General features: G+C 61.7%; 22 protein-coding genes. 7 read left to right on the top strand and 15 right to left on the bottom strand.

The window, feature by feature from the left end; all coding sequences use genetic code 11:
• Positions 1-10: 10 nt before the first annotated feature.
• Positions 11-556, top strand: a complete 546-nt coding sequence (locus AC4GYV_RS10190) for a c-type cytochrome (RefSeq protein ID WP_491100600.1) — start codon at positions 11-13, stop codon at positions 554-556.
• Here AC4GYV_RS10190 and AC4GYV_RS10185 read toward each other — a convergent pair.
• Together AC4GYV_RS10185 and AC4GYV_RS10180 are read right to left on the bottom strand one after the other, a co-directional pair.
• Positions 553-1,005, bottom strand: a complete 453-nt coding sequence (locus tag AC4GYV_RS10185; protein WP_491100599.1) for a DUF3828 domain-containing protein — start codon at positions 1,003-1,005, stop codon at positions 553-555. The two genes, AC4GYV_RS10190 and AC4GYV_RS10185, sit on opposite strands and share 4 nt — an antisense overlap.
• Positions 1,002-1,406 (bottom strand): EVE domain-containing protein, encoded by a 405-nt coding sequence (locus AC4GYV_RS10180; RefSeq protein WP_491100598.1) that lies wholly within the window; start codon positions 1,404-1,406, stop codon positions 1,002-1,004. Before AC4GYV_RS10180 ends, AC4GYV_RS10185 begins: the two co-directional genes overlap by 4 nt.
• A 326-nt stretch (positions 1,407-1,732) precedes the next feature.
• Between AC4GYV_RS10180 and AC4GYV_RS10175 the strand changes: the two genes are divergently transcribed.
• The gene (locus AC4GYV_RS10175; RefSeq protein ID WP_491100597.1) at positions 1,733-2,476 is read left to right on the top strand and encodes a cell wall hydrolase; all 744 of its coding nucleotides are present in this window, start codon (positions 1,733-1,735) and stop codon (positions 2,474-2,476) included.
• A 191-nt stretch (positions 2,477-2,667) separates the two neighbouring features.
• The gene (locus AC4GYV_RS10170; RefSeq protein WP_491100596.1) at positions 2,668-3,171 is read left to right on the top strand and encodes a LytR/AlgR family response regulator transcription factor; all 504 of its coding nucleotides are present in this window, start codon (positions 2,668-2,670) and stop codon (positions 3,169-3,171) included.
• Between the two features lie 9 nt (positions 3,172-3,180).
• Here AC4GYV_RS10170 and AC4GYV_RS10165 read toward each other — a convergent pair whose 3' ends face one another.
• On the bottom strand, positions 3,181-3,930 hold the full coding sequence (locus AC4GYV_RS10165) for a glutathione S-transferase family protein (protein ID WP_491100595.1): 750 nt from the start codon (positions 3,928-3,930) through the stop codon (positions 3,181-3,183).
• 101 nt (positions 3,931-4,031) lie between these two features.
• On the opposite strand from AC4GYV_RS10165, the gene AC4GYV_RS10160 reads away from it, so the two are divergent.
• Entirely contained in the window at positions 4,032-4,595 is a 564-nt protein-coding gene (locus AC4GYV_RS10160) for a GIN domain-containing protein (protein ID WP_491100594.1), read from the top strand.
• Here AC4GYV_RS10160 and AC4GYV_RS10155 read toward each other — a convergent pair.
• On the bottom strand, positions 4,592-6,010 hold the full coding sequence (locus tag AC4GYV_RS10155) for a glycoside hydrolase family 43 protein (protein ID WP_491100593.1): 1,419 nt from the start codon (positions 6,008-6,010) through the stop codon (positions 4,592-4,594). The genes AC4GYV_RS10160 and AC4GYV_RS10155 overlap by 4 nt on opposite strands.
• A 76-nt stretch (positions 6,011-6,086) precedes the next feature.
• On the opposite strand from AC4GYV_RS10155, the gene glpK reads away from it, so the two are divergent.
• Positions 6,087-7,580: a glycerol kinase GlpK gene (gene glpK / locus AC4GYV_RS10150; protein ID WP_491100592.1), complete on the top strand. Its 1,494-nt coding sequence runs from the start codon at positions 6,087-6,089 to the stop codon at positions 7,578-7,580.
• Here the strand turns inward: glpK and AC4GYV_RS10145 are convergent.
• Together AC4GYV_RS10145 and AC4GYV_RS10140 are read right to left on the bottom strand one after the other, a co-directional pair.
• Positions 7,561-10,029 carry a DUF305 domain-containing protein gene (locus tag AC4GYV_RS10145; protein WP_491100591.1) on the bottom strand — a complete coding sequence of 823 codons (2,469 nt, stop codon included), beginning with the start codon at positions 10,027-10,029 and terminating at the stop codon, positions 7,561-7,563. The two genes, glpK and AC4GYV_RS10145, sit on opposite strands and share 20 nt — an antisense overlap.
• 144 nt (positions 10,030-10,173) lie before the next feature.
• Positions 10,174-10,707 carry a DUF4136 domain-containing protein gene (locus AC4GYV_RS10140; protein ID WP_491100590.1) on the bottom strand — a complete coding sequence of 178 codons (534 nt, stop codon included), beginning with the start codon at positions 10,705-10,707 and terminating at the stop codon, positions 10,174-10,176.
• Between the two features lie 219 nt (positions 10,708-10,926).
• Between AC4GYV_RS10140 and AC4GYV_RS10135 the strand changes: the two genes are divergently transcribed.
• Entirely contained in the window at positions 10,927-11,361 is a 435-nt protein-coding gene (locus AC4GYV_RS10135; RefSeq protein ID WP_491100589.1) for a YidH family protein, read from the top strand.
• Between the two features lie 18 nt (positions 11,362-11,379).
• Here AC4GYV_RS10135 and AC4GYV_RS10130 read toward each other — a convergent pair whose 3' ends face one another.
• The 6 genes from AC4GYV_RS10130 to AC4GYV_RS10105 form a co-directional block, all read right to left on the bottom strand.
• Positions 11,380-11,994 (bottom strand): DUF3313 family protein, encoded by a 615-nt coding sequence (locus AC4GYV_RS10130; RefSeq protein WP_491100588.1) that lies wholly within the window; start codon positions 11,992-11,994, stop codon positions 11,380-11,382.
• A 151-nt stretch (positions 11,995-12,145) separates the two neighbouring features.
• Positions 12,146-13,411 carry a class I SAM-dependent methyltransferase gene (locus tag AC4GYV_RS10125; RefSeq protein ID WP_491100587.1) on the bottom strand — a complete coding sequence of 422 codons (1,266 nt, stop codon included), beginning with the start codon at positions 13,409-13,411 and terminating at the stop codon, positions 12,146-12,148.
• 6 nt (positions 13,412-13,417) lie between these two features.
• On the bottom strand, positions 13,418-15,013 hold the full coding sequence (locus AC4GYV_RS10120) for an arylsulfatase (RefSeq protein ID WP_491100586.1): 1,596 nt from the start codon (positions 15,011-15,013) through the stop codon (positions 13,418-13,420).
• Positions 15,014-15,100: 87 nt separating this feature from the next.
• Positions 15,101-15,949, bottom strand: a complete 849-nt coding sequence (locus AC4GYV_RS10115; RefSeq protein ID WP_491100585.1) for a bestrophin-like domain — start codon at positions 15,947-15,949, stop codon at positions 15,101-15,103.
• Between the two features lie 63 nt (positions 15,950-16,012).
• Positions 16,013-16,405: a DUF1622 domain-containing protein gene (locus AC4GYV_RS10110; RefSeq protein ID WP_491100584.1), complete on the bottom strand. Its 393-nt coding sequence runs from the start codon at positions 16,403-16,405 to the stop codon at positions 16,013-16,015.
• Between the two features lie 6 nt (positions 16,406-16,411).
• Entirely contained in the window at positions 16,412-17,281 is an 870-nt protein-coding gene (locus AC4GYV_RS10105; RefSeq protein WP_491100583.1) for a bile acid:sodium symporter family protein, read from the bottom strand.
• A gap of 312 nt (positions 17,282-17,593) precedes the next feature.
• Between AC4GYV_RS10105 and AC4GYV_RS10100 the strand changes: the two genes are divergently transcribed.
• Entirely contained in the window at positions 17,594-18,769 is a 1,176-nt protein-coding gene (locus tag AC4GYV_RS10100; protein WP_491100582.1) for a tyrosine-type recombinase/integrase, read from the top strand.
• A gap of 12 nt (positions 18,770-18,781) precedes the next feature.
• Here AC4GYV_RS10100 and AC4GYV_RS10095 read toward each other — a convergent pair whose 3' ends face one another.
• From AC4GYV_RS10095 to AC4GYV_RS10085, 3 genes are read right to left on the bottom strand one after another with little or no spacing between them, the layout of a single operon-like run.
• Entirely contained in the window at positions 18,782-19,891 is a 1,110-nt protein-coding gene (locus AC4GYV_RS10095) for a tyrosine-type recombinase/integrase (RefSeq protein WP_491100581.1), read from the bottom strand.
• Positions 19,888-20,373 carry a helix-turn-helix domain-containing protein gene (locus tag AC4GYV_RS10090; RefSeq protein WP_491100580.1) on the bottom strand — a complete coding sequence of 162 codons (486 nt, stop codon included), beginning with the start codon at positions 20,371-20,373 and terminating at the stop codon, positions 19,888-19,890. The genes AC4GYV_RS10095 and AC4GYV_RS10090 overlap by 4 nt, the downstream gene beginning before the upstream one ends.
• 4 nt (positions 20,374-20,377) lie before the next feature.
• Positions 20,378-20,545, bottom strand: coding sequence for a helix-turn-helix domain-containing protein (locus AC4GYV_RS10085; RefSeq protein WP_491100579.1), 168 nt, complete (start codon positions 20,543-20,545; stop codon positions 20,378-20,380).
• Between the last annotated feature and the right edge of the window lie 78 nt (positions 20,546-20,623).

The raw sequence follows: 20,623 nt of genomic DNA, 5'->3' as shown, positions 1-20,623 counted from the left end.
TTGGAGCGCCGTGCGCGCGTGGAATCTCTTAAAGCCGTTCGCTGTCGCTGGACTGATTGGGCTGGCGCTGATCCTGCTCGCCGTCGTGCTGTTCGTTAAATCGGGCGTGTACGACGTGGGCGCGGCGACACCGCATACGACGTTCACGGAGTGGCTCAGGCACGATACAATGATCCATTCCGTGCGCCGCCACGCTGCGAGCATTGTTGCTCCTGATCGGTTCACTGACGAGCAGATCGTCGGTGGGTTCTGCCAATATGAGACCCACTGCGCGGCTTGCCATGGAGCCGCCGCCGTGCCCCGCCAGAAGTGGGCCAGCGGTCTTGAGCCGGCACCACCTTACCTGCTGGACGTCCACGAACGCTTCACGCCGTCCGAGCTGTTCTGGATCGTGAAGCATGGAATCAAGATGACCGGCATGCCGTCTTGGAAGAACGCCATGTCCGACGCGCAGATCTGGGAGGTTGTCGCCTGGCTTGAGGCTAGCTCGAAATTACCGCCGCAGACGTACGTGCAATGGCGCGCCAAGCGATCGTGCGGGCCGCGCGTGCTTTAATGCTGGGCGCGGATCTTGCGGTTGGACTCCTCGATCCCGCGAAGGAAACTCGGCTCATCGGCGGAGGAGACGTCGCCAATGCGCCAGCCGGTGGCTGTGCGCACCAAGGTGAAGCGTGTCGGGCGAGGCTTGTAGCCAGTAAAGCCGATCGAAACTTGAACCACCGCCTTGTCGGGGCCATGCTGGGTCACGTTCACGACTGAGGCATGCATTCCGGCTGTGTCCTGACACTGGCAGACCGGATCGCCATCGACATAGCCGACCTCGCCCTTGGCCAGCCGGCTATCCTCGGCGAGAGCAGCGGCCAGGCGAGGAGCGAAGACACGCTCCGGATGGTCGAAGGGGCTATAATCCTGCTTCCGATAGTTTGCGTAGAGCCGCTCCATAAATGCCTTGGGCGTCTCGGCCTGCGGCTGGGCGGCCGCGGCAGCGAGGAGGGCGAGGATCATCCCGCTCCCCCCATCTTGAGGACCGTCTCCCACTCATCATCGCGGACTGGCGCGACCGACAGGCGCGACTGACGGATCAGTTCCATCTTCGCCAGCTTCGGCTCCGCTTTGATCTCGGCGAGCGTGACTGGGCTCTGAAGCGCTTCGATCGGTTGCACCCGGACCGAGACCCAATCCGGATCTTTCGGGTCGGGCTGCGCTTCACGCGTGATCTTCATGATTCCGACCACCGACTTGTCGGACATGGAATGGTAGAAAAAGGCCGTGTCACCGGTCTTCATCGCTTTCAGGTGCAAGCGAGCGGCGTTGTTGCGAACGCCGTCCCATTCGGTGCCACCGTCGCGAACGAGGTCGCTCCAGCCATAACTTTCGGGCTCAGACTTCATTAGCCAGTGGGCCATTTGGGCAACACCTCCTGTCCCGGTTCGATACCACCGCCGGTGAAACGTGTCGAAATGGCGTCGAATGTCATAAATGTGTCGCGAAAAATCCGAGGAAACTGAACAATTTGAAAGCGTTCCGGATTCCGTCCCGTGTCGCGAACGGTTCATCGCCGATTGGTTGGACTCGGGAAAACGTTAACTTATCTGGGTTCTCAGCAAACGAGAGCGAGTGAGCCAAGCGCGCTTTGACGCCGGCTCCAGGGCAAGACGGACTTCCCCGCTGGGTTCCATAAGGCGCCATTGGCGTCCCCAGCGGCCTGTCCGCCAAGAGGGTTACGAACACAGTGATCAAGTTTCTGGGAAGCCGCGGCGCGTCCGCGGTGATGGGGATTGCGTTGCTTGGCGTCACTTCGGCAGCCAGCGCGCAGGACCTACCAGCGTTGAACGTCCCGGCGGCCGTCAAGGCGCTCGACGTCAACAGCGCCACCCAGCCGCTGGGCAATGCTGCCCAAGCGGTAGCCAAGGCCGTGGCCACCCCGGCCGTTGCGGCAACCAATGCCGTCGCGACGGTGAGCGGTTCGGTGCTTCAGGCGAAGCCGGCACAGTCGGTAACCGTGCAGATGACGCCGTCGGTCGCGAGCGAGGCTGCGTATCTCTACAAGAACGGCTGGCCGCTCTACGCGCTGGTCGACAAGTTTAGCACCGGCGCGCCGCTCGACGATCAGGGCCAGTGCCTTGCAACTGCCGTCTATTTCGAAGCGCGTGGTGAGTCCCTGGAGGGTCAGCTCGCGGTCGCGCGGGTCGTGATGAACCGTGCCGCGTCGCATCGTTATCCGCCGGATATCTGCGCGGTCGTGAAGCAGCCGGCTCAATTTTCCTTCGTTCGTCACGGTGCATTCCCGTGGATCGACACGAACTCGGCGTCCTGGGCCCGTGCGCAGGGTATCGCTCGCCTCGCCTTGGCCAACGTCGTGCCGAGCGTCAGCGAGGACGTGCTCTGGTACCACGCGACCTATGTGGCGCCGTCGTGGGGCCGCCGTCTGAACCAGGCCGAGAAGATCGGTCTGCACATTTTCTATCGTTCGTAAGCGTAACGAGTTGAGGGGCGAGTGGGCGTCCGGAGTTAACGCTCCGGGCGCCTTTTTCATTCTGGCGCAGTGCCGCCGCGGCTGAACGTAAACTCCGTTCAAGGGGGATTCGCGCGGGGAACAATCCGAGCGAGCATTGGTGAACGGATTTTCCCCTGTGGGAAGTTCCGTGGGTACGGGAGGCTCGCGGAGTGCTTAAGATCCTGGTCGTCGAGGATGATCCCCAGCTGGCGGAAACGATCAAATACCAGATCGAGGACAATCCGCGTTATCGGGTCGTCGCGACGGCCGAAGATGCGGACGGGGCCATTGCAGCAGTCGAAGCCTATGAGCCCGACCTGGTGCTGCTCGACCTTCACCTGGCGCATGGATCGACGGGCTTCTCGGTCGCTGTCCGCCTCAACGACTTCGGCGTCCCATGCATGTTCGTGAGCGGAAAGGCGCCGAGCTTTCCGATGCCGGACCTGGCGCTGGGCTGCCTGATGAAACCCTTCACGTCGGAGGACGTGCACCGCTCGCTAGCCATGGCCGAGGATTTGCTGCGGGGCCGTGAAGCACATCGGCCCAAGCCCCCGCAGAATTTGACGCTCTACGATCCCAATGAGCCGGTCCAGCATGTACAGCCGGGCTTCATCCCGTCGAAGCGCTCGCTTCGGACGCGGATCGAGCACTGGTTCTCCGGCCATCACTATTGAGTTGATGGGCTAGAGCCGCATCATCCCCTTGCGCGGCTCCCTTACGCCGAGCGTTTCGTCGGTCAGCGGAGCTCCTGCGTCCAGCAGGGCCTGGCGACGTCCCTTGATGGCCGCGCTGCGCTGGACGTCTTCGTAGATTAGCAAGTCCGAGATGCTGGGATGGCGGAGCGTGCGCTCCACAAATGCTGCCGTGCGCGGCCACCGCTCGGCGTCGGTCTCGAAGCCGGCGTAAGAGCCGTTGCGGAAGAAACTGGCGATCGAGATGTCCGCGACGCCGATCTCACCGAAGAGAAATCCGGCTGCGGGCAGCTGCTCTTCCAGATAGTCGAGCGCGGCGGGGATATCCTCTTCCTGCGCCTTGCGGACCCGCTCCTCGTCCGTCGGCTCTCCCCACACCAACGGCCTCACGACCTTCTGGTAGAAGAATGCCCAGATGAAGAGGTCGCCGAGGCGGGTGTCGGCATATTCCTCGAGCCAGCGAGCGCGGGCGCGATCTTTAGGATCGGTCGGGAACAGCGCATGGCCCGGATAAGCTTCGTCGAGATAGGCGCAGATCACCGACGAGTCGCTGATCGAGAAGTCGCTGTCGATCAGCACCGGGATCCGGCAGAGCGGGCTCATCCGCCGGAACTCGTCGTTGCCGAAAAATGGGGTGATCGGGTCGACCTCATAGGCGATGCCCTTGAGATTTATCGCCGCCAGCACCTTGCGCACGTAGGGACTGACGAAGCTTCCGATGATCCGAAGGGGGCGATCCATAAGAGGGGAATGCGCCTCCAAAATGCAGTTCGCAAGCAGGGGCTAGACACGCTGCATTTGTAGCGCTACAGATGTAGCGTACTCATCAAAGGGATTATGTCATGCGCTCCACTTTGCCGTTGTTCGTTATGGCTCTTGCCGTTTCCGCTCCTGCCGTTGCGACCGAGGCGGTCTCGGTCCAGCCGTTCCGCACCGTCGAATTGAGGGGTGGCGGCGATGTCACCCTGGTTCCGGGCTCGACCCAGCGGGTCACCATCCTCAACGGCAGCAGCCAGTACACGCGCATCTATGTCGAGCGTGACGGCAAGCTGCGCATCGACGCCTGCAACGAACGTTGCCCGCGCAATTACAATCTCCAGGTCCGCATCGAGAGCCCGCGCGCTCCGGACGTCGCCATTTCCGGCGGCGGCACGATCAAGGCTGCTGGCGGCTTCGCACCGCAAGGCCATCTCGCGGCGGCGGTGAACGGCGGAGGCCGCATCGATGTCCGTGCGATCGAGGCGACCGACGTAGCGGCTGCGGTGAATGGGGGCGGAGACATCTTCGTCCGTCCGCGCTCGACCCTGTCGGCAGCGGTGCATGGCGGCGGCGGCATCCGCTACAGCGGCAACCCGCAGGTCTCCATGGCCGTCATGGGCGGCGGCGACGTCCGCCGGATCGACTAGGTCAGTTCGACCACTTCAACGCGGTTGCGTTCGAACCTCAGGCCGACGGTGAGCAGCGCCCGAAAGGCGTTGTAGCCGCCGGTCCCGGGGTGAAAGGCGTGGAAGAACAGCTGCGGCTCTCCATCCAGGCCCGGTGCAACCGAAGCGTGGCCCGGTGCAGTCCACTCCTTCGTAGACCTCAGCAACGGCTCCCCCTGCTTTGTGTAGAGTCCGAGTGGGTGATCCGCGACCGCAACGCCGATCCCGTACGAGGGCGTCGAAAAATCGTTGCCTGCGTAGAACAGCCAGTAACGGCCCTCCTGCCTGGACACGAACGGACCCTCGATCAGATGGCCCTCCCAGTCGAGGTCGTTGCACAGGACGATCTTGTTTTCGCCGACCAATGAGCGCCCGTCCTCAGCGATGCGCTGCGCGCGGATCGGGGTCGACATGGCGTCGAGAATGGCTTCGGCGAGACCGAAATCGATCAATGCGGCCTTGCAGCGCTGCCAGTTGGCGAGCGTCGCTTCGATCAGCGGCTGCATGACGAAAAAGCGGATCATCGGACGCTGCTGATTGGCCCAAGGTACGATGGCCGCCGCAAAGGCCGCCGTCCGCCGGTCTGCATCCGTGGTGTAAAGCTTCCCGATCAACTCCGGATGCTTGCGCAGCAGCATCGCCAGCGGCCGCGGCCAGATGCTGTTCGTGTCGTCCTTCCAGAAAAGATAACGGTCGCCATTGTCGTCGATGAACAGGTGGGAATCGATGACGCCACCGCTCATCAGCGGCTGGCCGCTGTCGTAGCCGAGGCCGGTCGTATTGACGGGCTTGCCCGTGATCAGCGGCTGGCCGTTGTCGGTCCAGGGACCGAGCGGCGAAGGTGCCCGAGCCAGGCCGATGGCCAGTGCATTGTTGACCTGACGCGCGGTGAAGGCGATCCAATATTCATCCCCGACACGGTGCATCTCCGGCGCCCAGAAATCGGCGACGTTACGGCCCTTTGCGGCCCATTGCGGCTCCTGACCCTGCGGGAAGACGAATCCCTTTAGTTCCCAATGTTCGAGATCGAGCGAGTGGAGGATTGGGAAGGCGTCGGGCGCGTCGTTCGACGTCGCGACGAGCCAATAATCTTCGCCATCCTTGAACACGGCCGGGTCGCCGTAACCGACCAGAATTTGCGGATCGACGTTCTCCGTGAGCAGCGGCCGCCAGTGCATGGTGGAGGCGGGCCGCTCGCCCTGATGGCTGAAGATCTCGGGCAAGCGCGAACCGAAGTCGCGGCTGAGGGACTCGAAGAAAGTCGTGAAATCCTGCTGCGTGCCCGTCGGCACGATGTAGCTGCGTTCGGCGCCGCCAACCTCTCGCACGCGGATCCGGAAGCCATCGCCTTCTTCATGGGCTTCGACGTCGAAACTCGGAACTTCGATCACACTCATGCGACGCGCGGATAGGCGCAGGCGCCGTTGGCGAGAACCCCTTCCGGGGCGAGCGGCATCGACTTATGGTTGAGCCGTGGGGCCAACTGACCATGTCTTGGCGATCGATCAGGGCACGACCTCGTCGCGTGCCATCCTTTTCGATTCCGAGGCGCGCGCGGTCGCCGTTGCCCAGCGCGAGTTCCAGCAGCATTATCCCGCGCGAGGCTGGGTCGAGCACGACGCCGAAGACATTTGGCGCGACACGCTGGCGGTAGCTCGGGAAGTGCTCGGCAAAGTCGATCCGGCGCGTGTCGCTGCCATTGGGATCACCAACCAGCGCGAGACGGTGGTGGTGTGGGACAGATCGACGAGCGAGCCGATCCATCGCGCGATCGTATGGCAGGATCGGCGGACGGCCAATGTTTGCAACCAACTGAAAGGCGAGGGGGCGGAGGAAACGGTCAGCGAGCGGACCGGCCTGCTGCTCGATCCCTATTTCTCTGCGTCCAAGATCGCCTGGATCCTCGACAATGTCGCAGGCGCGAGGGAGCGAGCGGAGCGGGGAGAGCTGGCGTGCGGCACGATCGACTGCTTCCTGCTGTGGCGGCTGACCGGCGGTGCCGTTCACGCGACTGACGCGAGCAACGCCAGCCGCACCTCTCTGTTCGACATTCACGCTCAGCGCTGGGATCCGGAACTCTGCCGGCTATTCCGCGTGCCCCAAGCATTGCTGCCCGAGGTGCATGACAACAGTCGTATCTTCGGGATGACGGCGGCTGGTTTGCTCGACTTCCAACTTCCCATCGCGGGAATGGCCGGCGACCAGCAGGCGGCGCTGATCGGTCAGGCTTGCTTCAAACCGGGGATGGTCAAGTCGACTTACGGTACCGGCTGCTTTGCGCTGATGAACACGGGAAACCGGCCGGTCTCTTCGCAGCATCGCTTGCTTACGACCGTCGCATATCGCCTCGGCGGGCAGACGACTTATGCCCTAGAAGGCTCGATCTTCGTCGCTGGGGCCGCGATCAAATGGCTTCGAGACGGTCTCGGCGTGATCGCCCACGCATCGGAGACCGACGGCCTCGCGACGCGGGTACCGGACAGCCACGGCGTCTACATGGTTCCGGCCTTCGTGGGCTTGGGCGCGCCCTACTGGGACCCCGAAGCGCGTGCCGCGATCTTTGGCCTGACGCTGGATGCAACCGGAGCGCATCTTGCACGCGCGGCATTGGAGGCAGTCGCTTATCAGACCCTAGATCTCGCTGAAGCGATGAGAAACGACGGAGCGACGCGTAGCGCAGCCCTGCGCATCGACGGCGGCATGGCGTCCAACGATTGGCTTTGCCAGTTCCTCGCGGACATTCTGGAAGTGCCGGTGGAGCGTCCCCAGAATCTCGAAACCACCGCGCTTGGCGCCGCTTTCCTCGCCGGCATGGCGACGGGCGTGTGGAACAGCCTCGACGACATCGCGAGCACGTGGAAGTGCCGCGACAGCTTCCAGCCGCACATGCCGAGTGATCAGAGAAAGAGGCTCGTCGACGGCTGGCGGGCAGCCGTCGCCAAGACCCTTACCGGAGCTGCGCGCTAACCCCTGACAGCGTCTTGCGGAGCGCTGCTACGCGGGCGGTCGCCTTCGCATCGGACGGGTTGGTGGGGGCCAAGCTTCCTGCGAGCTGATTCAGCTGCGAGGCCAACGCCGCATCCTTCGCGCGAGCGTTCACGCGTGTAGTGGCGTTGCCCAGCGCGGACCTCAGGTTCGCAATCGTCGCAGGCGCAAGCGACCCGCTCCGCTCCAGCTGATCCACGTAAGCGAGGGCAACGACCGGATGGTCGGGCCAAGCCACGGGGAATTGCTGCTGCGGATTGAAGGTCTGGCCGGGATTGGCCATCGCCGCCGCCGCGATTTCGTTGGCAGACAACGTCTTGCTCGGCGTCAGCGCGAGGACGTCGAGGCCGCGCGCGATCTCCGTCCCGTAAATGCGGCCGCGATAGTAGTAGGCCGACCAGAAGCCGCCGAGGATCATCTGGTCCGCTGCGATGGGCCCGCGGTCGAAGTAGGCGATCTCGACCGGGTTCGACGAGTCCGTGAAGTCGATCACGGAAATGCCGCCTTGGTACCATGCCTGAACGAAGATATCGCGGCCGGGCACCGGTACGATCGACCCGTTGTGCGCGACGCAATTCTCCTGCTCCGACTGAACGGCCGGAAGCTTGTAGTGATCACGGAAGGTCAGCTTGCCGTCGACGATGTCGTAGAAGGCGTCGGCACCCCAGGTGCGCGGGTCCTGAACGCGGCAGCGCGGACGTCCGCCACCGCCCCATTCGTCGGTGAAGATGACCTTGGTACCGTCATTGTTGAACGTCGCCGAGTGCCAGTAGGAAAATGTGGGATCGTTCACGACATCGATCCGCACCGGCTTCCGCGGGTTTGCGATGTTGAAGATGATGCCATTGCCTGAGCAGGCGCCTGCGGCGAGCTGACGGCTCGGGAAAGTCGTGATGTCGTGGCACTGATCGGTGCGGCTGGTTTCCTGCGTGCCTTCACCATGCGCACCGCCGCGCCAAAGTCCGGCGAGGTTGCCGGTCTTCGGGTCGGCGAAAACGGCGGGGCTGTCGATGATCCGCGCCTTCGACGGATCGGCGACGGGGATCTCGACGACGTCGATGCGGAATAGCGCGGTGCTGGCATCCGCGGTTTCGGCCACGCAGCCGGCAAGCTCCTCGCCCTTGCGGACTTGGGCAGTGCCGGAGACATAGACGATGATCGACTTGTCATCACTTGAGACGACAGAGTGGGTATGCGAGCCGCGGCAGGTCTGGACCTGACCGACCTGACGCGGGCGCGTGACATCGCTGATGTCAAAGATACGGATGCCGCGGAAGCGCTCGGGGCTGACATCGTCGCGAACGCCCTGACGTCCGCAGTCGACGCGACCGCGGGTCTGCTCGACCGACATGATCATCAGGTGTCCGACGATTGAAAGGTCGCCCTGGCCGCCCGGGCAGATCGTCGAGCTGATGAGCTGCGGCGCGCCATCGGCGACCAGACGATAGAGGTTGAAGCCGTGATAGTTGCCGACCGCCAGCAAGTCGCCCGAGAAGGCCATGTCGGTATTGGCGAAGCTCAGCAGCGGGAAGCGCTCATTGTCCTCGTTCGGCGGCTTCTTGGGCGCAGCCGCCGCCTTCTTGCCCTTCGGCTTCTTCGCATCGTCGGGATTGGACGGCAGGCCGGCGGGGTTGGCCGGATCGAAGAAACCCGTGGGCTTGGGGAGCGATGCGACGATGCGCATCCCGCTGATCGCCTGCCCAGCGTCATTAAAGCCCGGCTTGAGGCTCGAACGCGGATCGTCGACCAAGCCGACGAGCAGCGCGTTCATCCGCTTGATCTCGGCATTCTGCTCATTGATCACATCGTTCACAAATTCGAACAGCACAGGGTCATAGGCGGCGCCGGGGCGCTTCAGCAGGGCCTGCGCCATGTTCACGGCGCCCTGGTGGTGCGTGATCATGCGCTCGAGGAACTGACGGTCGAACTCCGGGCCTTTGGCAGCGGCAAGCGCGGCCATCTGCTCCGGCGTCGCCATGCCCAACGCCGCATGATCGCCCTTCATCGACGAGGTCGGCGCCATGGCCGGCATGGCGTGCATCATGTGCATCGCGCTCGATGCATCAGGCGCGGTCTGGCCGCGATCGCGCAGCCATTTGCGCATGAAGTTGATTTCGTCCGCCTGCGACGCGTCGATACGCCGCGCGGCGTCGACCAGACCCTGGCGGTTGGTCCGGTCCTTGACCAGCGCAGTCATCTGAACCGCTTGGCCGTGGTGGAGGATCATGTCCTGCATGAACTGGACGTCGTCGGCCGTGTAGCGCGTGTCGGCGATCTTGATCGCTTGCTCGGGCGTGATGACGTTGCTTGGCTTGCCGGGCGCCCCGGGCTCGACGATCGGGGCCTGTTGTGCGGCTGCTCCGCCCGCCAGTGCAAAAAGGCTGAGAAGCACGCCCTTACGGACGAGTGAAGACCGCCGAACTGGATTCATGGAATCGCCCCCCTAATGTCTCGGTGCGGAGGCGTAACACAGCAATGCGGAGGAGCGAAATGCCCCAGAATCCACTGCTCGAAATCACGGTCGGCGTAAGTGCGCCGGACTAGCTGAGGCTATTCCGACGCGCCGAACAAAGCCCTATTGCGGCGTACCTGCAGGCTGCGGAGCGGGTGCAGCCCCGTTCGGAGGGAACTGCGCCATCAGCTTTGAGATGGCTTCTTGGACCTTTGCCGGGTTTTGCTTGTTCGGATCGATCGTCTCAGTCGCCTGGCCATGCCAGAGTGCCTGCTTGGTCTTGCCATCGAAGGCATCCAGCGAGAGCTGCCCCACCGTATATTGCCAGACGTCAGTCCGGAGGCCCCAAAGTCCCCAGCTATCTACGTCAGTCTTGTTGTGCGCTCCGATCGACACGACCAGGCTCAGGTCTCCTCCCGACGGAACCTGCTGATATCCCTTTTGAACCAGCGCCGCCGCGAACCCGTCTATGATCTGCTGATACAGGACCGGGTTGCCGCCCGCCGGTTCGATCGCCTTCAGGAATGAGAAAGTCTTGTAGTTGCCGAAGTTCACGCCCGGCATCGCCTGCGTCGATATCGAAGGTCTGGCGACGGCCCCCGAGGCGGTGGCCAGTCCAAGTGCAAGTGCCAGGATCACGGATGTCTGTCGGCGCATGGCTTCGCTCCACTATTGCTGTGTCGTGCGCTGTGCCGATAATCGGCGAGAACTGGCGCCGACATTGGGTAAAGTCCCTACCGCTTCCCGCCCCGACCTAGGGACGGTTCGGCATCGCTAGGCTGAGTGATCAGGCGCGTAAGCTTGTCCGGATAAATGCGGATAGGAGTTTCGCTCGATTTCCCTTTGGCATGACCGCGCCTGCACAAGGGAAACGCGATGCCGAACATATCCTTGCCGAGCGATATCAAGGTGGAGCCCTCAGTCTCCAATCACTTCGCGTGGATCCGAACCCTCCTGGCCCTTCAGCGCACGCTGATGGCAGCAACCCGGACGTCGGTCTCACTCATCGGCTTCGGGTTCACGGTCGCCCAGTTCTTTGAGAAGCTCAGGGGCAATCTTCCAGCCGATCTTCAACATGTGCGCCCGAATGTGCCGAGAGATCTCGGATTGACCTTGATCGCCGTCGGCGTCGTCTCGCTCGCAATGTTCATCTGGCAGTACCGAGTATCGCTCAAATATATGCGGAGCGGGGAGCTGGCGGCGATCGGCATCGCTGAGCAAAAGCCCATGCACCAGCCAAGCTATCTATTCGCCTGGACGGTACTGCTCATCGGTATTGCGGCTTTCGTCGCGGTGCTGGAGCGCCTATAAGGAGGCGCCCCGCAACGATCAGCGCAGTGCGACGACGTTCGTACCGATCAGACGGTCGCGCAGGCTCCGTGCAAGTTCCTTCGAAACGGCCTTCACCGTGTCCGTTGTGGACAAGGTTGCGCCGACGTCGAGCGGCTCGGGTGCACGGCGCCGCGTGGCGGCAACCAGCACGTCATCATTCTTGCCCGTCATCTCGACCGAAACTGTGATGGAGCCTGTGAAGGTGCCGCCCTGCTTCCCTTGAATTTGCCTGATCGTGTTGAATGCCAAGCCGATCGGCAGGACGCGCGTCGCGGTCGCGACACCTCCGGTCGTGTCCTGAACGCCGACCAGCGACAATTGGATATTCAAGCATCCCGGTTGCCTCGTGTTTGACACGACGAACGACTTCGACATCTCTTCCATGACGGCCGCGGAGAGGATGCTTGCGAACCTTTGCCTGTCCGCTTCCGGCGTATTGCCGAACTGCGCGTCGGCGCCTTGGTAGACCGTCGCCGGCGGCAGACACACTGACGAGAAGCGAGAGCTGGCGAACTTCGGGCTGATGTAGGTGTAGTCAGTGCCGGTCGTTCCGGGGGCCACGTTCACGGCATTGTCTTGGGCCTGGGCGCCGGTAGCGGGCGCAGTCGTCAACAGGATCGCTGTAGCCGTTGATGCAACAATTGAGAATCGCGACATAAATTCCCCCGACGTCCGATGAGGGATTTTGAATAAAATCACAGATGTCGGCGAACACTCAGGGGAAACCCCCATCTCCAAACTCTGAGACTATGTGCGGGCCGGACTAGGCGGCTGTCTTCGACGTGTCGAAGACGACCTGGTCGTACTGCCAAAGCCGCTCGAACAGGATGCGAGCGACCGACCGAGACTCTTCATTAGGCGCAAGCTCGTGGATCGATCGGCGATTGTCGATCGAGTCGAACAGCGCCTTTTGCTGTGCGTCGATAGGCAAGTAGATGTCGGTATAGGTGTGATTGCGATTGATCAGCACCGCTGCCGCTGTTGGGGGCAATTGCTCCTGAACGACCACCGTGTCCGGGATGCGGATCGGCACATAGTCTAGCCACGCATTTCCCTCGAACGTGATCGAGTGCGGTGCACTCTGGTCCTTGGGATAAGCGATCAGGCTGTGGACCAGCATTGAGCCGCGGAACAATTCCACTGCCGCGAACTGCTCGTCAGGGGGAAGCTGCATCAGCTTCTCGCGATGGGGAGACGTGACCAACGCTCCGCATGCAGCAAGGTACGGCGCTTGCCGGAGCCAGCGTCCGAAAGCCACGCTGCCCTCAGACAGAAACTCCATCAATTGCGGTACGGAATAGGCCCGGTCCCGAGGATTGAGCAGGGCATCGGCGAGGCCGGCCTCGCTTCGAAAGTCGGGCGATTTACGGATTAGGATCGTCAGCGGATGGTCAGGGGGCAGCGCGCTCAGGCTTGCTGCGAGTTCGCGAATATCGGCCGACGTGGTGCCGATGCCGAGCCGCCGGCAATAGTCCTGCAGCATGTAGATGCCGGTTCGCCCGTAGGGCGCGTAGACCATGAGGTGCATTGCGCCATCGGGCTCCAGGACATGTCGGAGCGCACGAAGGCCGATCAATGGGTCGGCGAGGTGGTGAAGCACGCCAGTACAGACGATCAGGTCGAATTTGCGTCGCAAGCTCGCCACGTCTTCGATCGGCATTTCGTGCAGTTCGAGATTGCGGATGCTGTGCTTCCGCTTGAGCTTCGCGGTTTCCTGGATGCTCGACTTGCTGAAGTCGGTTCCGGTCACCTTTGACTGTGGCCAGCGCAGAGCATGCTTCGCGGCTTGTGATGTACCGCAGCCGGCGATGAGGATCTTCCGGTCGGCGCGATATTCCTGATCGGGCCAGATGAGGTGGGTCTCGGCGAGGCGGCGCTGGTCGTCCCAGGCGCGGCCGTAGCCGGTCAGATCCGTTACCGGGAGCGGATAGGGATGGCGTTCGTAGAAAGCTCTGACTTGCGCCGAAACGGCAGCGCCGGCGACTTGGTCGTCGATCGCTGCCGTTGGTCCGCGAACAGGTACGTCCACTACAGGCTACTTGGCAGGTGCAGGCTCCTTCTGCGGAGCTGAACTCTTCGCTGGGTCAGCTTGGGGCTTGTTGCCCTGGGCTGCCTTACCCATTGCCTGCGCCTGCTCCATCACAGTGTCCAGGTTGAATGAAGCCGGTTTTTGGCGCGGCGGATATTTGACGAAGTCCTCGATCTGCTGCGCGATGACGGCCTGCATCAGGTACATCTGCGGAACGTGGTCGACCACCCAGTCCCAATAGGTATTTGAGTTGAAGTCGGCTCGTTCGAACGGGTCGCGCCTCAGATTGACGATGTGAGGCACACGCAGCTTGATGAATGGCTCGGCCCATTGCTGCATGGTGTTCGCTCTCTGGACGCAGAGGTTGAACTTGTAATCGCCGACGCGCACCGCAACGACTTCGCCGTCGTCGCTGAAGTACACCAGCGAATTCCGTGCGCTCTCCTTGGCCTTGCCGGTGATGTACGGAAGCTGGTTGTGGCCGTCGAGGTGGACCTTGTAGGTCACGTCGCCGACCTTGTAGCCGTCCAGCAGTTTCTTCGTGATATCGTCGGGATCGGCACCAGCCACTGCGAGCAGGGTCGGCAGCATATCGATGTGCGACACGATGCCGTTCAACACTGAGCCAGCCTTGATCTGACCTGGCCAACGCATGAAGCTTGGGACCCGCCAGCCGCCTTCCCAATTGCTGTCCTTCTGACCGCGGTAAGGAGTGCTTGCGCCATCTGGCCAAGTGTCATTCTCCGGCCCGTTGTCGGTCGAGTACATCACGATCGTATTGTCGGCGATGCCGAGCTCATCGAGCTTGTCGAGAATTTCCCCGATCTGCTCGTCGTGTACGACCATCCGGTCGCTGTACGGATCCTGGCCGCTCTTCCCGAGATTCTTCTCGGCCACGTGCGTGCGGAAGTGCATCGCCGTCGAATTGTACCAAAGGAAGAAGGGCTGATCGGCCTTGGCCTGTTCCTCGATCCATTCGAGTGCACGGGCGGTGATCTCTTCGTCGATCGTTTCCATACGCTTCTTGGTGAGCGGGCCGGTATCCTTGATCGTCTGCTTGCCGACGCGGCCGAACCGAGGATCGATCGTTGCGTCGTCCTTGTCGGTCGCCTTGCAGTCCAGGACGCCGCGCGGCCCGAACATTTCCTTAAACTTGGGGTCCTTCGGATAGTCCGGAAGCTCGGGCTCTTCTTCTGCGTTCAGGTGATACAGGTTGCCGAAGAAGACGTCGAAGCCGTGCACCGTCGGAAGATATTCGTTGCGGTCGCCGAGGTGGTTCTTGCCGAACTGCCCGGTCGCATAGCCGAGCGGCTTCAACAGCTCCGCAATCGTCGGATCCTCCTTCTGCAGGCCGACGTTCGCGCCAGGCATGCCGACCTTGGTGAGGCCGGTGCGGATCGGGTTCTGCCCGCAGATGAAGCAGGCGCGCCCGGCGGTGCAGCTCTGCTGCGAATAATAGTCGGTGAAGGTGACGCCTTCCTCGGCGATCCGGTCGATGTTCGGGGTGCGGTAACCCATCGAGCCCCGGCTGAAATGGCTGATGTTCCAGATACCGATATCGTCTCCCCAAAGGATGAGGATATTGGGTTTCTTCGACGGCATGGATCGCTCCTCGGCGCGTAGGGTGGGAGGCCCGGCCTTGGTCTTAATCCGCGGCCCCGCACATCGGGGATTCTCCCTTGAAATGATCTAGGGGTTTAGGGAGGCGTATTGGACGGATCTGGCAGGTTGCAGGCTCGCAGTGCGCGGCGGGTGTGCGCGGAACGTGTCCCAGAGCCGGATCATCGAATCCTGCGGCACCCTTACCAGGCCAGTTGTCGGCCGGTCGATGTCGATCACGAGCAATACGGAAATCGCGAAGAGCAGGAGGAGGGACGCGGCCGTCTCGCGGCCCCTTCGGCCTGTCATGACAAAGCCGAATACGCCCGCGGCAACGAGCTGGTAGAAGAAGAGTACGGCGTAAACCTCGGCCGGCACGTGTGAGCTGCGGCCAGCTTCGCGGGACGCGTCGAGATTTAAGATCTCACTGATTTGCAGTGCGAAGCCAGCTGCAAAATCCGTGTTTGGAACTGCCGGAAACGCAATGGCAGTGGCGTTCCATAGCTCGGCCTTGAGGCGTTCGCCGTGTTCACGGATCGGCTCGCGCTTGGGGCCGGGCTTTGTCCGGGCGAGCACAATGGCGTTCTTGGTGTAAGCGATTAGCAGGGAGCTGATGCGAGAGCGGTGCGGCTCGCCCAGAAGCTGCGCCTGAAGATATGCGGACTCGATCGCGTTGGCGTCCTCGAGGACGCGGTTCTGGCGTGTGTCGAAGCGGTCGATCGCCATCGCAAAGGTGAACCCGATCAGCAGGGCGAGGAGGCCGCTGACTGCCGTCAGCACATAACCTTCCTGATCGGTTGCTCCCTTGTCAGCAGCTGCGCCAACACCACGGCCGCGCAGCCACCATCCCAGCAAGGCGCTTAGGAACAGACCAGCGATAAGGCCGAGCGCCACCAGCCAAAGCGGCGTGAAGATCAGCCATCGGCCGAATTGCTCCATCGGGTTAATCCGGGCTGTTGTTCGGACGAACCTGCCCCGCGTGGCGCCGATAGCTATCCGGGATTAACCGGATGCAGCGCGCGAAGAGGATCCGTCTCTATTTCGACGCGCTCGCGCCGGCGTCAAATCGCCATATTCGGAGATATCTCGGCCGAGGAAATAGCCCATGACGATGCGGATGCCGGCTATCGCTCCGAATTGGCCGATGGTCGTCCAGTCCGGCGCGACGACTGTGTCGATCAGGTCAGCCGCGAGTGCAAACTCCAGCGACAGCAGAATCCAGGCCGCATAGCGCGTCCATATCGACTTTATGTGGGAGGGCAGCCGTTCGCCGCTAATTAGATGAAGAATCAAATTGACGAGGGTGACCAGCGACCCGACGGCAATCACCGCCACCATGACTATATCGATGGCAGTGGAAACCGTCTTCGCGAGCGGGATGAGGAAGTCTTCCACCTGCGGTCAGTGCGCGCTGGCAGGTCTGGCGTGACCAGAAGCCTTCCGCTCCCAGATCGCGTAGCCCGTTGAAAGCACCATGCTGATCAAGAGCATCAGCGCGATCGCCATGAGCACGTGCGGGTCGTTGAAGTTTCTTTGGGCAATCATCGCCGCAATGCCGGGATGACGAGTTGCCGCCACCTGAGCCATCGCCGCACGGTGCTCCGGGCTCCTTCCTCCGAGCCAGTGTCCGCCGAGAATTGCTCCGATAATGACGGCAGACATCGTCACGACGCTTCCATCGCCGATGAGGGCAACTACTGCGTCAATCTTCTTGTAAACGACGAACAGCGCCACCGGGATGAGAATGCCGAACGCAATGTGGCTTGCTATTGGCGCTGCCCTTGCACCGAACTTCGGCCATTTGCTCGCAACAGCGATCCCGATGATCAACGGCAGGAACATCGTGATCAAGATGAAGGCCGCGACCTTGATTACGGGGACGTGGACTTTCTCGGGAGAAACGGGGTTCAGCAGGGCGACCGTGACAGGGATGAGGACGATCGCGGACAGAATCAGGACAATGAAAAGCCCGCTGACGAAGGCGGTATCGGCTCCGGCCTTCAGCATCTTGTTGGGAGCGAAGGGCGCAGGCGGGGAAACCGCCATGAGGACGATCGCGACCTTGGTCAGGAATGGAATGGGAACGAGCAGGCACAAAATAACCGCAACCGCCGGAACGATCACGTTGACCGCTGCGAAGCCCCGCCAGAGCAGATCCGGGTGCCTTCGAGCATAAGTGACATCGCCCCAACGGCCCTGCAGTCCGACGCCGAGGACGAGCACCATCACGCTGGTAACGAGCAGCAAGCGAATGATGTCCTGAGCGGTCATCTGCCGGCGCTCCGGCAGCGAAGTGGCGACGTGTAGGGAGCTGGCATCCAGCGATTATGGATGGCCCGCCTTCACGCGCTATCCATGATTCTACGCATGCTTGGTAGAGGCCGGTCGCGGCTCTCGCTTCAGACGCACGCGAATTTCGGTTGGATGCCCCGCGTGGATCTAAACCTCCAATTCGCTACTGTTCACTGATGTCCGATCAAATCACTCATTCCTCGTGAAAATATATGCTAATCTTTCGCACTCGTTCATTGCCGTTCGCCAACAACCAGAATAAAGTGAGGGAGCGAATGAGGGAGTAGGACGATGGCGAAGCTCAATTCGACCCGGGTCAAGTTCGCGAAGCAGGGCCGTCATGCGGACGGGCTGGGCCTCTACCTGTTGGTATCCGTCACTGGGGCCAAGTCCTGGGTGCTCCGCGTTCAAGTTCAGGGCCGACGTCGCGACATTGGGCTAGGATCGACAGCCGAGCTGACGTTGGAGGAGGCTAGGGACAAGGCGCGCGAGCTTCGCAAGGTCGCCAAGTCTGGTCGAGACCCGATTGCAGAGCGTGATAGGGCCAAGGTGGCAATTCCCACGTTTGAGGCCGCCGCCGACGCTTGCCATGACGAGGGACCGCCAAGCCGTTGGAGCACGCGCCACGCCGAGGCTTTCTCTGCTTCACTTAGGCGGCATGCCTTACCCAAGCTGGGACGGCTGCTTGTAGATAGCGTGGACGAAAATGCCATTGTGGGAGTGCTCGCACCCCTCTGGCATGAGAAGCCAGCCGCTGCCCGGAAGCTGCGTCAGCGCATCAGGACGGTGCTCGATTATGCTAAGGTGAAGGGTTGGCGCACAACCGGCGCGCCCAGCATTAGCCCGCGCGCATCGCTCGGCAGGCAGCCGCGCTCGGGCAATTTTCCCGCGATGCCCTATCCTGACGTTCCGGCCTTCGTTGCTGAACTGCGCGCAAAGACCGTCACTTCAGGCCGGCTTGCGCTGCTATTCACGATTCTGACGGCTGCTCGGTCTGGCGAAGTGCGCAAGGCTCGCTGGCCACAGATCGATTTTGGAGCGGCCACATGGACGCGTCCGGCTGAACTGATGAAGGCAGGGGAGGTTCATGTCGTGACATTATCTCCGGCCGCTCTGGCGCTGTTGGAGCAAGCTAAGCCGCTTCGGTCGCTATCCAGCGATCTTATTTTCCCCGGCACTCGTGGGCAGGCCCTTAGCGACATGGCCTTGCTCAAGATTGTAAAGGCCGAGGCAGGCCCGTTCACCGTTCATGGATTCCGGGCCGCGTTCCGGACCTGGACGGCCGAGCAAATGCCCACAATTCCCGAAGCTGTAGCCGAAGCAGCGCTTGCGCATCGCGTTCCTGACGCGGTCGTGAGAGCATATCAGCGCGCCAAGTTCATGGAATTACGTCGGAAACTGCTGGATGCGTGGGCCGCCTATTGCTCGGATGACAGCGGCAACCTGGTCCGGCTCGCGAGCGCCTGAAACCTTCTCAGTTCAGCCGGAAAGGCCCGATCCCTCAATACGTCCGATCAATGCTTTCACGGCAGCGAGTTGGGCGGTGGTGATTCCGTTGGCGACGGACGCATTTGCCGACTGCCGAATCAGTTCGCCCTGTCGATGCGACGGCAATTGGCCGTAGCTCGTGAAAGTTGTGAGCACGTCCGCGTGTCCGAGATTTTGCGACCAAGCCTTCATCTGCTCCGGACTGAGATTGAGCGTGAAGGCATGGCGCACGAGCATGTCTCGAAATGAGTGGGGATTGTAGTAAGGCAAGCCCGCAGCTGCGAACGCTCGCTTGAAAATGTCTCTTGCCGAACCCGTCGTTGACCACGCGCGGCGACACAGGCCCGAGGCTGTAAAGGCACCATCTTGATCCAGAGCGATTTCAGTTGCCGGGAACAGTGGATCGGCCGGACCCCAGAAGTGGTCGCGCTCCAGCTCGCGGTGCCAAGCGGTGAAGAGCGCGAGCGCTTCCTCACTGACCGGAAGGAAGAAAGTCGGAAAGGTTTTTCCGAACTTCGTCTGAACGGTTCGACCGTCTTGTTGGATGTAGCCTTCGGTGAGATCGACATGCCCATGTCTGAAGCTCGAGAGGGCACCGATCCGTGCGCCTGTTATCGTGGCCAGCGCTATTAAGGCTCTGTCGCGGCGCTCTAGAGCCGTTCGTGCTGGCATCATACGGAGCACGAGCTCAACTTGTTCAAGTGTGGGCACGGACTTCTCGCGCCGTGCACGAGCGACCGTAACTTCTTTCCCGCTCAGGCTGAAATAGTCTGCATCGGCATAGCCGACGTGAGATTTGAAACCCGGCTGATGCGCGAGCCAAAAAAAGAACTCCCGTAAATTACGAAGCGTGGAAAGCATCGTCGACTTGCTGAGCCGTTCTCCGGTCCTGCCATTGAGGGCTTCGGCGAGCCTCGCCTTGAAGGCTATTGCCTGTCCGCGATGGAAACGTTTGAAGTCCTTCCACCCGGTCGATTCCTCAAACCGCGCGAGAGACTTGGCAACGGCATCGATTGTCGCGTCATCGCGGCCCTTCGCTTGCTTGAGGTAGCCTAAATATTCGCGCTTGATCCGCACATTCGAGGCGTTGTGCTTACTCATGCCAGCATTTGCCTTTCCAAGTCACAATTTGAGGAAGGGGAGGAACCCCCATTTAATCGTGACGACGCCTGTCTGATTTGGACCAGCAATCCGGGCAGAACCGCGGCAATCGCATCCTGCCGCACTCGCCGACACATCACTGTTCCGCATTCACTGCATAGGGCGCGAAGATTGCCTGCGCTGACCCTCGTTGAAGCATATTCGACCGATGTCGGACTAGGCCGCCGGGGTTCGTGGCAGCCAAAACAATACATCGTCCCAACAGGGCAGGGCTTTTTATGGCTCTCGTTTCGCGATTTGAGAAACTCCCGGACAATAGCCCCATCGAACACGTAAGGACGCTTGTCATCGATCGGCCTAAGGCCGTTCCGCTGCCAATGGCGCACAGTATTCTTGTGGACACCGAGCCGACGCGCCAATTCACGAGCTGAATAGCTGTGGTGGATCTTGACTAGGTTCGGGTTTATCCGACGGGCGCCCACGGAGTTAGGCCCCAGCCGAAACTATACGGCGGATCGAGTCCATCCTGATCAGAGTGCGCCTGCCGAGCTTGAAGGCTTTTAGGCGACCATCGGCGATCATCGCGTAGATAGAAGTCCGACCGAGGCTAAGGGCCTTGGCCGTGTCGTTCACCGAAAGAGCAAGCGGTTCCATGTCTTATCTCCTGTGCGGCTGGCACGTGCCAGCGGGTGCACACGAACATGAGCACGCCTAAGTTTGAATCGCGGCCGA

The organism is Sphingomonas sp. SP4 (assembly GCF_058313375.1).
Note: the sequence above shows the minus strand (reverse complement) of the source record. Positions and strands in the feature narration are given on the sequence as shown.